Annotated in this window: 6 protein-coding genes and 1 pseudogene; 5 read left to right on the top strand and 2 right to left on the bottom strand. The window is 38.3% G+C overall.

The window, feature by feature from the left end:
* Positions 1–92 precede the first annotated feature (92 nt).
* From EZ456_RS22330 to EZ456_RS22340, 3 genes are read left to right on the top strand one after another with little or no spacing between them, the layout of a single operon-like run.
* Complete coding sequence (locus tag EZ456_RS22330) at positions 93–5,084, top strand: translocation/assembly module TamB domain-containing protein (protein ID WP_131533991.1); 4,992 nt, start codon at positions 93–95, stop codon at positions 5,082–5,084.
* Positions 5,068–7,383 carry a translocation and assembly module lipoprotein TamL gene (gene tamL / locus EZ456_RS22335; protein ID WP_131533993.1) on the top strand — a complete coding sequence of 772 codons (2,316 nt, stop codon included), beginning with the start codon at positions 5,068–5,070 and terminating at the stop codon, positions 7,381–7,383. Before EZ456_RS22330 ends, tamL begins: the two co-directional genes overlap by 17 nt.
* A 7-nt stretch (positions 7,384–7,390) precedes the next feature.
* Positions 7,391–8,413: a YihY/virulence factor BrkB family protein gene (locus tag EZ456_RS22340; protein ID WP_131533996.1), complete on the top strand. Its 1,023-nt coding sequence runs from the start codon at positions 7,391–7,393 to the stop codon at positions 8,411–8,413.
* Between the two features lie 323 nt (positions 8,414–8,736).
* Here EZ456_RS22340 and EZ456_RS22345 read toward each other — a convergent pair whose 3' ends face one another.
* Positions 8,737–10,611, bottom strand: a complete 1,875-nt coding sequence (locus tag EZ456_RS22345) for a DNA topoisomerase IV subunit B (protein WP_131533998.1) — start codon at positions 10,609–10,611, stop codon at positions 8,737–8,739.
* Positions 10,612–11,005: 394 nt separating this feature from the next.
* On the opposite strand from EZ456_RS22345, the gene EZ456_RS22350 reads away from it, so the two are divergent.
* Both EZ456_RS22350 and EZ456_RS22355 read left to right on the top strand, forming a co-directional pair.
* Positions 11,006–12,343 carry an APC family permease gene (locus EZ456_RS22350; protein WP_131534000.1) on the top strand — a complete coding sequence of 446 codons (1,338 nt, stop codon included), beginning with the start codon at positions 11,006–11,008 and terminating at the stop codon, positions 12,341–12,343.
* A 243-nt stretch (positions 12,344–12,586) separates the two neighbouring features.
* Entirely contained in the window at positions 12,587–13,921 is a 1,335-nt protein-coding gene (locus EZ456_RS22355; RefSeq protein WP_131534002.1) for an MFS transporter, read from the top strand.
* A gap of 203 nt (positions 13,922–14,124) precedes the next feature.
* On the opposite strand, the pseudogene EZ456_RS25440 reads toward EZ456_RS22355, so the two are convergent.
* Positions 14,125–14,341, bottom strand: a pseudogene (locus EZ456_RS25440) (hypothetical protein); the annotation flags it as partial.

Raw genomic sequence — 14,341 nt, forward strand, 5'->3', positions numbered from 1 at the left:
GTTATTTTTTGTATTATTTAGTAAAAACTGCCTTAAAATTAATTTTAATGGCATGCTTTTAGCATTTATCAAAATACCAAACACGCTTAGCTTTGAATAGATACGTACGTAAAAGTCTCAAAATTTTATTGTGGGTAATTGCTTCCATCATCATCCTGGTTGTCGGTTTAGCCCTGTCTTTAAATATTCCTGCCGTTCAGAATTTTGTTAAGGGTAAAGCCATAAACTATCTTAAAAACAAAACCAAAACGGAAGTGAGTTTGGAAAGCATTAAAATTGCTTTGCCCAAAGATGTGGTTTTGAACAAGTTTTACATTGAAGACCGTAAAGGCGATACCTTATTATATGCTGAAAAACTGGCAGTTGATATCAGCTTATTTAAGCTGTTAAAAAACACCATTGAGGTTAACAATATCGAACTGAAAAACATACGTGCAAATGTTAAGCGCATTAGTCCCGATACAACTTTCAACTTTTCGTTCCTGGTTGATGCTTTTATGAGCGATCAGAAAAAGCCTGAAGAAAAAGTAGATAAAGACACCGCCTCTACCCTTAAATTCTCTGTTGATAAAGTTTCTTTTGAAGATATAGGTATCACCTACCGCGATGATGTTGCGGGTAATGATGTGAAATTATACCTTGGTGCGTTTAAAACCCAAATCAAAGATTTCGATTTAACCAATCAGCACTATGTAATTAAAGAATTAAGCTTAGTTAATACTTCTTTACGTTATTTACAGCAAAAACCCTTAACCCATCTGGTGCAACACATCACCAACAGTGTTGATAGCAGTGAGAAAGAACAGGGAAAATTACCATTAATCGAAGTACAGAACTTCATTTTCAGCAATGTAAAGGTAAATTACGACGATCAGCTATCCACAACCAAAGCTGTTGCCGATGTAAATGATCTTGGTCTGGTAAATCTGAAAGTAGATTTAACCAACAGTAAATATTCTGTTGATGATGCACACTTAAACAAATCGAATATTCTCTTTGCTTTTAAGCCAGCACCGAATAACGATTTAAAGAAAGTTAAAGATACCGTAGTTCCCGAAAAATCGCCTCTGGGTTTAACTATAAAAAACATCAGTTTAGCCGATAACAGTGTACAGTTCGATAATCTTGGGGCGAAACCTGCAGCAAAAGGAATGGACTTTAACCACCTAAAAATTAACCAGCTCAATTTAGGTGCTAGTGATGTGGCTTATAGCGCTGCAGGTATAAAAGCCAATGTTAAAAACGGGTCGTTAAAAGAGAAAAGTGGCTTTGTACTGGATCAGTTGAGCGGTAATGCTGTTTATAATGACAAACAGATTAAACTGAGTAATTTCGTTTTAAAAACGCCTAATACTTCAATCGAAAATGCGACTGAATTAAATTTTACCTCAATGGAGGATTTAACCAAACATCCTGAACGAGTGAAATTAAATCTAGCATTTAAAAACACAAACATTGGTTTAAAAGATGCTGGTTTTTTCAGTGATGCCATTCCAGCCAATTACCGTAACGAAAAAATAAAATTGAATGCCGATATTAATGGCTACCTAAATAACCTGAACATTACAAAACTGCAGGTCAGCGGATTGAAAAATACGCAGATTGATATTAGTGGAAAGGCAAAAGGTTTGCCTGATATCAAAAAAACCTATCTCGATTTAAACATCAAAAAGATTCATATAACTAAACGAGATATTTTGGTGGTTGTGCCTAAAAAATCGCTGCCACCAACAATCGAATTGCCCAATGTAATTGATGCGAAGGGTACTTTTAAAGGTTCAATGGCCGATTTTAATACCAACATGAATATCCAGACGGATATGGGTGGAGCTATTTTGGTGGCAGGAATGAAAGGGCCAAAAGGTAAAGAAAGTTATAAGGCAGATATCAGTTTAAACAACTTTAATGTAGGTAGACTTTTAAAAATGCAACCTAAATTAGGTAGGGTTTCGGTCAAAGCAAATGTTGCTGGCACAGGACTCGATCCTAAAAAGATTAATGCAAAGTTTAACGCAAAGGTGATTAGTGCTTACTACAATAAATATACCTATCGTAATTTAAACCTTGCCGGTAATTATAGTAACCAGAACATCAGCATTAAAAGTAGCATGCCCGATAGCAATGCCAACTTTAATTTAGATGCTAAAGTGAATCTGGCAGGGAAATACCCTGCAGTAAAAGCTGATTTAAATTTAAAGCAAGTAAACTTACAGGCATTAAACTTTAGTCCAACGGTATTAAGTGCTGCAGGTATAGTTAAAGTAGACCTGGCCACTGCCGATGCCGATTATTTAAACGGTTCGGTTGATATAACCAGCCTGCAATTAGTAAAAGACAAACAAAAGATTAATGTAGATACGATTTCCATCCGTTCAAAATCAACCGCTACAGAAAACGAACTGACCTTAAAATCTGAAATACTATCGGCAAAAATTGATGGCAAGTACCAGCTGACCAAAGTAAGTAATGCCATCATCAACGAAATTAATAAATACTACGCCTTCGGTACCGTTACCAAAGTGCCCGATCAGCGGTTAAGGTTTTTTGTGCAGGTTTACGACTCTAAATTATTAAAGGAATTTGTGCCTGAATTAACGGTATTTAAACAATCGCAATTTTACGGATTAATTGATACACAAAAAGACAGCTTACAGATTAAAGGTAATTTCCCTCAGGTAGTATATGGTGACTTTAAGGTAGATACCACTGTATTGAACATCAATAACGATAACAACAAATTAGATTATAGTTTAACCGTTAAGAGTCTTCAAAGTCCGGCTATTGCGCTTTTCAATACAGAAATAAGTGGCGATGCAGCCAACAATAACTTAGGCGTAAACATCTTCCTGCGCGATAGGCAACTTAAAAACAAATATGTAATTGGCGGTACTTTCCAATCGATTAATAAAGATTTTAAATTCACTTTAGATCCACAGAAACTATTGCTCGATTATCAAAAATGGGTGGTTTCGCAAAACAATTACATTCAATTTGGCGCATCGGGCATATTGGTTAATCAATTCCAGATCAGCAACAGTGGCCAATCGCTTTCTATAAATAGTAACCCTACCGAGCCAAATGCACCATTGGCTGTAGCGTTTAAAGATTTCCAATTGGAAACCTTAACCAAATTTGCAGAAACCGATACTACTTTGGTTGGTGGCCGTTTAAACGGAACTGCAAATGTTAAAGACCTGGCCAGCACACCAAAATTTGAGGCGAACCTAACTATCGATCAACTGCGCTATCAAAAAGATCAGTTGGGTACCTTACGTTTAGCTGTAAACAACAATACCGAAAATGCTTTCGAAGTAAATGTTGCCTTAACTGGTGTGCACGAGTTAAGAGTTAACGGATTTTATTATACCGCGCCAGAAAGTGCGTTAGATCTTAAGGTAAATATCGATAAGATTGAAATGAAAAACATTGAGAGTTTATCTGCGGGTCAGCTTAAAAACGGCACAGGTACCTTAACCGGAGCACTTACTGTTAAAGGTGCCCTAACGGCACCGAAAATACTCGGCGATTTAACTTTCAATAATGCAGGGATCAGAGTGGCTTACGTAAACTCCTATTTCCGCATGCCGAATGAGAAAATATCGTTTACCAATGAAGGCATCAGTTTTAACAACTTTACATTGATTGATTCTTTAAATCAAAAAGCAACAGTAAACGGAAAGGTTTACACCAACGATTTTAAAAACTACCGTTTCGGTTTAGACATCCGGACGAACAATTTCAGGGCGATCAATTCTACCGCAGCCGATAATGATATGATTTATGGAACGGTATTTTTAACCAGCAGCATCAAAGTACGCGGAGATTTGAACCAGCCAGATGTAAACATGAATGTCAATGTGAATAAGGGTACAAAATTCTTTTTCGCTTTGCCTTCAAGTGATCCGGCGATTATTGATCAGGAAGGCATAGTGCAGTTTATTGATGCCGATGCACCTCCCTTTAACGGGCAAAAAGCTTTAAAAGTTGACAGCATTAGTAAATCGCCAATTAAAGGCTTAAATCTTGTGGCGGATGTAAAAGTAGATCCAGAAGCAGAACTGAATGTGGTTGTGGATGCATCTACTGGCGATAATTTAAAAGTTAGGGGTAACGCAGACTTAAATGTAACCATGGATCCTAGTGGTAAAATCAGCATGACCGGTCGCTATGAAATAGTTGATGGTTCATACAATTTAACCCTGGCTGTTGTAAAAAAAGAATTTAAACTGGTTAAAGGTAGTACCATCATCTGGACCGGTGAACCTACTTCTGCAACTGCCAATATTACCGCATTATATGAAGTTAATGCTGCCCCTATCGACCTGTTAAATCAACCAGATCTTTACGAAGCGAGAACAAAATTGCCTTTCCAGGTTTATCTGATGATAAAAGGGGAATTGTTGAAACCAACCATTTCATTTAAGCTCGATTTGCCAGAAAATGAACGTGGTGCTTTAAATGGTCAGGTTTATACCAAGCTGATTAATGTAAACCGCGATGAAAGTGAATTGAATAAACAGGTGCTTGCTTTACTTGCCCTAAATCGGTTTATTGCGAACAATCCTTTCCAAAGTTTGGCTGGTGGTGGCGGTGGTGTTTCTACCCTTGCCCGTTCGAGTGTAAGTAAATTGTTAACCGAACAATTGAATAATTTAACTTCCGATTTAATTCAGGGTGTTGATCTTAACTTCGGCGTAAATTCATCTGAAGATTATTCAACCGGTTCAATGCAACAAAAAACGGATCTGGAGGTTGGCTTATCTAAAAAACTGCTCAATGACAGATTAACCGTTAGCGTGGGGAGCTCTTTTGCTTTAGAAGGGCCACAGGCACCCGGAGAAAAATCGACCAATATTGCCGGGAATGTTAACGTAGAATATGCGCTCTCTGCAGATGGCAGGTACCGTTTAAGGGCTTACCGCCGAAACCAGAACGATATGATTGTACAAGGACAAATTGTTGAAACAGGCTTAGGTTTCACCCTGGTGGTAGATTACAATAAATTCAGAGAGATTTTTCAAAAGAAAAGAATAAGAAGAATAAGAAACATTGAACAGAAAGCACAAGATGAGAAAACTAACTAGACCTCTTTTATTTTTATTGGCCTGTTTAGTTTGGGCGGCTTGCAGCAGTACCAAATCGTTAAAACCAGGACAGATTTTGTATACCGGTGCTGAAGTAAAAATCAATCCTGACTCATCAGGGAAAATTGACAATGAAAAACAGATTAAAACCGATCTGGAAGCTAAAACAAGGCCTCGTCCCAATAAGTCGATTTTGGGTATAAAATTCAAACTGGGCATTTACAATCTTGCTGGCGAGCCCAAAAAGCCAAAAGGTTTTAGAAACTGGCTGCGCAGACAAGGCGAAGCACCTGTGTTATTGAACGATGTTAAGCTGAAATACAACAATGACGTATTATCCAGTTACCTCATTAGTGAAGGATATTTACAGGCAAATGTTACCGGCGATACCGTTGTAAAAGAAAAAAAGGGTAAAGCCATTTATACTGCAGTTACCGGTGAACGGTATAAAATAAATAAGATTAATTTCCCACCAGATTCTGGAGTGCTCACCAAAATCATTAATACCAACAAAGACAAAACTTTGCTAAAAGTTGGCGATTATTACGATATCGATACCTACAAAAATGAGCGGATTAGGATTGATAATGACCTGAAAGAAAATGGCTATTTCTATTTTAGTCCTGATTATTTAATTATGCAGGTGGATAGTACCATTGGCAAAAATCTCGTTAACGTTTCAGTTAAGGTTAAAGATATTGCTCCTGATGCAGCATTAAAACCCTATACCATTAAAAACATTAACATATACCCTAATTATTCGTTAAGGAGAGATACTACATTAAGAAAGCTAAAGCCACTACAGTATAACGATTTCAATATATACGATGACCGGAATACGTTTAAACCAAAACTTTTCGATCGTTTGGTGTTCTTTCATAAAGACGAAGCTTATAACCGTAAAGATCATAACCAATCGTTAAACCGAATGGTAAATGTCGGTGCTTTTCAGGATGTAAGGGCTGAATTTTTACCTGTTGATAGTTTCAGAAACAATCAGCTCGACCTGAATATTTATTTAACACCATTAAAGAAAAATTCACTTACCTTTTCGGTTGTCGGAACGAGTAAATCGAACAATTTCGTTGGTTCGGAAGTGAAAGTAACACAAACCACCAGAAACTTGTTTAGAAATGCAGAACAATTAGATTTGAGTGTAAGCGGTGGTTTCGAAACACAAACCAAAGGAACTTCGTTAGGCAAAAACTCGCTTTCGTTAACTGCTGAAGGAAAATTAACCTTCCCAAGGTTTATTGTTCCCTTTTACAAACCAAATAGCACCAATGCTTTTATCCCGAAAACCATTGCCTCACTTTCTTACCAGATGCTTAACCGTGGTTCTGAATATACTTTACATGCAGTTAAAGGGCAATATGGTTATAATTTTAAGGAGAACCTATACAAAGAGCATAACTTTAACCCGATATCAATAAGTTATGTTTCTACAAGTTTTCCAGATTCACTCACCGAAGGCAGGTTATATGAAGAAAACCCATTACTAAGAACCACCTTAGAAAGTCAGTTTATTATTGGCAGTAACTATAATTTCACTTATACCAACCAGATGGAAGATAGCCGGAGAAACAACACTTATTTCTTTGGTGGTTTAGAAACCGGAGGAAATGTATGGGGCACTTTTGTACCAAAAGATGAAGAAGGGAAACGTACGCTTTTTAACGTGCCACTAACACAGTTTATCAGGGTAGAGGCTGATTTGAGGGACTATTATAAAATTACAAGAAACTTAATTTGGGCGAACAGGTTAAACCTGGGTTACGGTTATGCCTATGGCAACTCTACCTCGCTCCCGTTTGTAAGACAGTTTTTTGCTGGGGGAAGCAATGATATCAGGGCATTTCCGGCCAGAACTTTAGGCCCGGGAACTTTTAAGGTGAAAGATGATGCTATTTTTGCTGATCAGGGTGGTGATATTAAGCTAATGCTCAACTCAGAACTAAGGTTTAAGATAGTAAGTGTACTTTATGGCGCATTGTTTGTAGATGCAGGAAATATCTGGCTAAGAAAAGAAGACCTTGGAGAACCTGGCAAGCCAGAGACTGCCAGACTTGGATCTGGTTTTAAGCTGAAAAATGCTTTTAACGAACTGGCGGTGGGTACTGGTGCAGGCTTGCGGGTAGATGTCAGCATTTTTGTAGTGCGCTTAGATGTGGCCTTCCCGGTGCGTAAACCATATTTACCAGAAGGACAAAGATGGGTGTTCGATGATATCGCCTTCGGCAATAAGGATTGGCGTAAACAGAATTTAATTTTTAACATTGGGATAGGATATCCGTTTTAATTTTTCGATGAGAGTAATTCACAAGATCAAACATTTTTTTATTGCGCTTTATCATCTATTTATAGCAGCTGGAAAAGGTTTTATTGAGGATAGGATCACAAAACTAAGTGCATCTTTAGCTTACTATACTATTTTTTCACTTACGCCGCTTATTATTATCATGCTATCCGCCGCTACCCTATTTTTTGGCGACAAAAGAAATGAGGAAACAAGAGGTCAGTTTTATGGGCAGATTACCGAAATGGTTGGCAAAGAGGCAGCTACACAAATTCAAGGTTTTGTAGAACATGCCAATAAATCAGGTCAGTCTACCATTGGTTTAATTATTGGGATAGGCACATTGATTATTGGTTCAACTGCTATTTTTATTGAGATACAAGATAGCATTAACATGATTTGGAAAGTAAAAGCTGTGCCCAAAAAAGGCTGGATAAAAATGCTTTCTAACAGGTTATTGTCTTTCTCTTTAATTGTTTCGATGGGCTTTCTATTGCTGGTATCGCTGGTGGTTAACACTGTTGTAGTAGGTTTGGGTTCTAAATTGGGCAACCTACTCTCGCAAAGTAAGATAGATGAAGTAATCCCCGTTGCAAATGATACGATGGCCATTCTGATTTATATTTTAAACAATGTAATTACACTTGCGGCTGTTACGGCTGTATTTGCTGTTATATTTAAAGTATTACCCGATGTGATTATTCGTTGGAAATCGGCAATAATTGGCGCATTGTTTACTGCAGTTCTGTTCAGTTTGGGTAAATACCTGATTGGGATTTATATTGAAAAAGGTAATCCGGGCTCGGCTTTTGGAGCAGCCAGTTCGATTATCGTTATTTTATTATGGATTTATTATACCTCGATTATTCTTTACTTCGGCGCTGAATTTACGCAGGCTTATGCCGAAAAGTATGATAATGGCATCGCTCCGAGCAAGTATGCGGTATTTACCAAAATTACCATTGTAGAGAAAAAGGTAGATGTATTGCCTCCGCAACACCCTGAAGATACGGTGAATGTACCTAAAGAATAAGTAAGTGGATTAACACAATCCCTAATACTGTCGTCATTCCCAACTTGATTGGGAATCCTAATGCAACAAGCTTTAAGATTCCCGCCTGCGCGGGAAAGACGATCGTTCTTTGCTATCTATTGCCTCGGTTCGTGTCTTCACGAAACGATGATTTAAAGCTGGTTCGTGAAGACACGAACCACGGCATAACAAGATAGATGCTGAAACAAGTTCAGCAGGACGCCACGAACGCGATTGTCATCCTGAGCGGAGTCGGAGGACCTTTTCAACGCAGCGCATTAAAAAAGAAAGTCAAGTTCTTTTAAAACTTGACTTTCTTTTTTTTAGGCTACTTCGTCATTAATCACTTTTGGTTCTTCAGCGGTCACCTCATCCTTCTCTACGCGCAGATTTCGGATAATGTGCTGCTGCCTGTCGGGTGTATTTTTACCCATGTAATATTCCAACAAGCTTTTAATCGTTTGATCTTTCAAAATAACTGGATCTAACCTGATATCTTTTCCGATAAATAATCCAAATTCATCTGGAGAAATTTCTCCCAAACCTTTAAATCGGGTAATTTCTGGTTTATTACCTAGTTTTTCAATTGCATTTCTGCGTTCTTCGTCGCTATAGCAATAAATGGTTTCCTTTTTATTACGCACCCTGAAAAGTGGCGTTTGTAAAATATAAACATGGCCCGCTTTAACCAGATCAGGGAAGAATTGAAGAAAGAAAGTCATCATCAACAAACGGATGTGCATACCATCCACATCGGCATCAGTTGCAATTACAATATTGTTATAATGTAAGCCTTCTAAACCATCTTCGATATTTAAAGCATGTTGTAGCAGGTTAAATTCTTCGTTTTCGTAAACTACTTTTTTGGTAAGCTCATAACAGTTTAAGGGTTTACCTTTTAAACTAAATACGGCCTGGCAATCTACATCGCGCGATTTTGTGATTGAACCCGATGCCGAATCTCCCTCGGTAATAAACAAGGTGGTTTCGTAACGTTTCTCATGCGTGGTATTAAAATGCACCTTACAATCGCGCAGTTTTTTATTGTGTAAAGAGGCCTTTTTAGCCCTGTCGTTCGCCAGTTTCTTAATACCAGCAATATCTTTACGCTCCCGCTCCGATTGAATAATGCGTTTTAAAAGTGCATCAGCTACATCCGGATGTTTGTGCAAGTAATCATCAAGCTCTTTTTTAACAAAATCGTTAATAAAAGTAGCTACCGATGGTCCTTCTGGTCCCATGTTCTGCGAACCCAGTTTTGTTTTGGTCTGCGATTCGAAAACCGGTTCCTGTACACGCACAGAAATTGCTGCAATAATGGATGAGCGCACATCGGCCGCATCAAACTCTTTTTTGAAAAACTCCCGAACAGTTTTCACCACTGCCGCCCTAAAAGCAGCCTGGTGGGTTCCACCCTGAGTAGTGTGCTGTCCGTTTACAAAAGAGTGGTAATCTTCGCCATATTGCTGCCCATGGGTCATTGCAATTTCGATATCTGGCCCAATCATATGAATAATCGGGTAACGGATTTCTTCCGGTTTATTAAATTTAGAAAGCAGGTCGTAAAGACCTCTCTCCGAAAAATATTTTTGGTTATTGAAATTTACCGTTAAACCGGTATTCAAGAAAACATAGTTCCAAACCATGCTCTCTACAAAATCGGGGATGTAGTGATAGTTTCTAAAAATGGTTTCATCCGGATAAAAAGTAATCGCCGTACCATTACGTTGAGTGGTATCGATAATCGGTTGCTCAGTTACAATTTCTCCTTTAGAAAATTCAACTTTTTTCGTTTTTCCATCACGGTACGATTGCACCACAAAACTAGTAGAAAGCGCATTAACGGCTTTAGTACCTACACCATTTAAACCTACCGATTTCTGGAAGGCATTACTATCGTATTTACCACCAGTATTAATTTTGCTTACACAATCGATTACCTTACCCAATGGAATACCACGACCATAATCACGAATATTTACCTTTTGTTCGGAAAGGGTAATTTCGATGGTCTTTCCAGTGCCCATCACAAACTCATCGATAGAGTTATCTACAATTTCCTTTAACAAAACGTAAATACCGTCATCCTGAGCAGAACCATCGCCAAGTTTACCAATATACATACCCGGACGAAGCCTGATGTGCTCTTTCCAATCTAATGAACGAATACTGTCGTCGTTATAAATTACCTCTGCCATATTGTGTTTATCTGTTCATCACTTGAAAAACTTTGCATTTTTTGGCTTGCAAAGCGACAAAACCGAGCGATTTCGGTGCATGTCTTAAATCAACATGACAAATTTGTAGAAATAAATCTGATCTCAAAAATCCGAATATCTGTTTTTCAAATCTCTTGTTCAGAAATATCATACAATAATAGATTTATTCCATGAGGCTAGCAAAAGAAAGTTTCCACATACAAACATGGTTGATGGAATATGTAATATGGATGATGGTTATTTATTCGTTCACCAGTCATTAGTCCATCCTGCCTTTTCCATTTCCCATCTTACCTCTTCCATCCTCCAAACATTCTCTCATTCAATCATTCAATTTTCCTTATCTTCAACCCAATATTCATAATTTTATTTGATGCAACAAAAGAAGCAGCTTTCGCTATTCGATTTATCCATGATTGTGGTGAGTTTGGTTATTGGAATGGGTGTATTTCGTACGCCTGTAAACGTAGCTGCGAAAGCGCAAATTCCAGAGTTATTTTACCTGGCCTGGTTTATTGGTGGTTTTGTAGCCTTTTGTGGTGCATTAACCTATGCCGAAATTGGTTCCCGCTTTCCGGTAACAGGTGGATATTATAAAATATTTTCAGCGGCTTATCACCCTTCTATTGCTTTCGCCATTAATTGTATCGTTATTATTTCGAGCGCAGCATCGGTAGCGGCCATCTCCATTATTGGTGCAGAATACGTGAGCAAAATTATTTTGCCTATTGATAAACAGAATGAAACCTATCGTGTTGCCATTGCCATTATCACAATTTTGACCTTCTATTTTATAAATCTGTTAGGCCTAAAAGCGAGTTCCAAAACACAAAACGTATTAACGGTAATTAAAATCGGAATGATTTTAACTTTAATCTGTGCTATATTTTTCGGCGGACAAACACAAACTGTTACGCCCATTTTTAAAACGGTAAGTGGTGCACTGCCCACCTGGTCTGATTACGGAAAAGCATTAGGTCTATGTTTAATTGCTGTTTCTTTCTCTTATGCGGGTTACGCGCAGACGATTAATTTTGGTGGCGAGGTTAAAGAAGCCAAAAAGGTAATTCCACGCTCCATCATTATCGGATTAACGATTATTGTGATCCTTTATCTGGCCATCAATTATGTGTATGTAAAGGTCATCGGCTTCGAAGAACTAAAATCAGCAGAAAGCATAGCTGCAATATTGGCTTCGAAAATATTTGGCCCTGCCGGATTTAATGCCCTTTCTGTGATTATCTTTTTCTCCGTAATGGGTTATGTAAATGTAAACCTACTGAGCAACCCAAGGGCCATGTTTGCCATGGGCGAAGAAGGTGCACTACCCAAAATATTTAGTAGGATGAACAAAAAAACCGAGGTAATCACCATTAGTTTATCGGTTTTTACCTTAATTTCGGTGGTAATTATATTCTACGCCAAAACCTTCGACAAGATTTTAAATTATACTATTTTCTTAGAAAGCATTAGCATGGCCAGTTCTGCAGCCACGATTTTTATCCTCAGAAAAAGAACGGCACATCTTGATAAAAAAAACATCTACACTGTTCCTTTATATCCTATATTGCCTATTATTTTTATTGCTGCTTATACTTTCGTGGCCTTTAGCATTTATGCCGATGACCCGAACGCGGCATTAAACGGATTATATATTTTTGTAGGCTTTCTGGTGGTTTATTTTGTGAGCAGATGGTTTAATAAAAAATAATTGTACGCGGATCGTCATTCCCAACTTGATTGGGAATCGTAATGCAATAAGCTTTAAGATTCCCGCCTGCGCGGGAATGACGCCAGATCTTTGGAACTTGCCTAAGGCAGGCTGAAGTAAAATAAACCTGATTGGAATGAACATCCCGATTTTTCATCGGGATAAAATGGAAAGCAGGACTGATCTAACCGATTAACACAGGAACCTGCTTTACAAAAAACATAAAAGAATTTAAAATAATTAATGAACAAAACACTCTCCCTAAAACAAGAAATTGCTTATGCTGCCGGTATGATTGGTTGGAGCACGATGACAAACATTATCATCGTAATGCTTCCATTTTTCTATTTACCGCCCAGCAATGCTGGTTTACCTCCTTTGGTTCCACAACTTGTTTTATTAGGCGCATTTAACATCCTTTCCATCATTGCCGCCTCGGGCAGATTGGTTGATGCCATTTACGATCCATTTATTGCTTCTAAAAGCGATGCCAGCACGAACAAAAACGGCCGTAGGATGCCCTTTATGAAATGGGCTATTATTCCCGCTATGCTTTTCTGCGGACTGGTTTTCTACCCGATCCAAAAAACAGAGAGCCTGCACAATGCCTGGTGGCTTACCATAACACTTTGTTTGTTTTTTGTATCGGTTACTACTTATATTATCCCATATAACGCTTTGCTGGCCGAAGTAACCAATACACCTAGGCAAAAGGTTAAGCTGTCCAGCTATCAGCAGGTTGGTTTTGTAATCGGCATTATTTTATCGGCCTGTACCAACAACTTTGCCGATCTGGTTGAAGCTCATTTTCATGTGGCCAACCGCAGCGAAGCCATCCAGATTGCAGTATGGGGTTTATGTATTTTATCGGGCCTGGTGATGTTATTACCGGTTTTTTTTATTAACGAAAAAGAATTTTCTGTGGCTAAACCTACCCATGTACCTTTATGGCCAGCCATTAAGAGCACCTTTAAAAACAGCAACTTTAAATATTACCTTATATCTGATTTTGCATTTTATACCGCACTAAGCATTATATCGAGCGGTTTATTGTTTTTCTGTACGGTTTTATTGGGGCTGCCAGAATCGGAAGGCGGGAAATTTATGGGCGCCATGGTTTTGGCTTCCCTGTTGTTTTATCCGCTGGTTAATTTTGGTTCGGCTAAGATTGGCAAAAAACCCTTTGTATTGCTTGCTTTTGGGGTACTCTGCCTAATTTTTGTTACCATTTTCTTTTTAGGCAAATTACCATTCGGCCCACATACACAGATTTACATCCTGGTACTATCCGCCTCGTTTCCATTAGCGGCACTTGGCATTTTACCTACGGCTATTTTGGCCGATATTGCCCAAAGAGATACTTTAGAAACAGGTGAAAACCATGAGGGCATGTTCTTCGCTGTGAAATATCTTTTTGTAAAACTCGGACAAACTTTAGGTATCGCCATTTTCGCCATGCTCACCATTTACGGCAAAGACCCCGGAAATGATTTTGGATTACGCCTGAATGGAATTGTAGGTTTCGGACTTTGTTTAATAGCGCTCTTGTTTTTTAGTAGGTTTAAGGAGGAGAAGTAGTTTGGAGCTGGACGTTTTGAGTTGAGAGTCTGCTAACGAATCACTTGTAAAAAAAAATACATGAGTAGAGTTATGGCCTATTTACGACCATCACCCCACTCATGTACCTCATTTATAACAATATCCTATCAAGTAAACCCAGGTATCTCAACCTGAGATTCTCACAGAACCGTACGTGATGGTCTCCCATCATACGGCTCTTATTATCGTAATTCCATAGTAGGTTTTGAGCCAAATGTCCAGTGTGCAAAGAGTTTTGGTTTTCGTTTATATAAACGCTTTAGCCATTTCATCGCACTGGTCACGCTGACTCTCAACCCTTTGTATTTCCTGATTGCCCAGTTAGCCAACTTTGCATTAACCCCACGCAGAAAGCCTTTCAACTTTGAGCTATGGAATTTTCCGTAATAGTTGATCAAA

The sequence above is a fragment of the Pedobacter psychrodurus genome (genome assembly GCF_004331735.1).
In the GTDB taxonomy this organism is placed as follows: Bacteria; Bacteroidota; Bacteroidia; order Sphingobacteriales; family Sphingobacteriaceae; genus Pedobacter; species Pedobacter psychrodurus.

Excerpts from the sequence above, each read along its gene's own strand:
- tamL (WP_131533993.1), top strand. The coding sequence starts at position 5,068 with ATGAGAAAACTAACTAGACCTCTTTTATTTTTATTGGCCTGTTTAGTT.
- EZ456_RS22340 (WP_131533996.1), top strand. The coding sequence starts at position 7,391 with ATGAGAGTAATTCACAAGATCAAACATTTTTTTATTGCGCTTTATCAT.
- EZ456_RS22345 (WP_131533998.1), bottom strand. The coding sequence starts at position 10,611 with ATGGCAGAGGTAATTTATAACGACGACAGTATTCGTTCATTAGATTGG.
- EZ456_RS22350 (WP_131534000.1), top strand. The coding sequence starts at position 11,006 with ATGCAACAAAAGAAGCAGCTTTCGCTATTCGATTTATCCATGATTGTG.
- EZ456_RS22355 (WP_131534002.1), top strand. The coding sequence starts at position 12,587 with ATGAACAAAACACTCTCCCTAAAACAAGAAATTGCTTATGCTGCCGGT.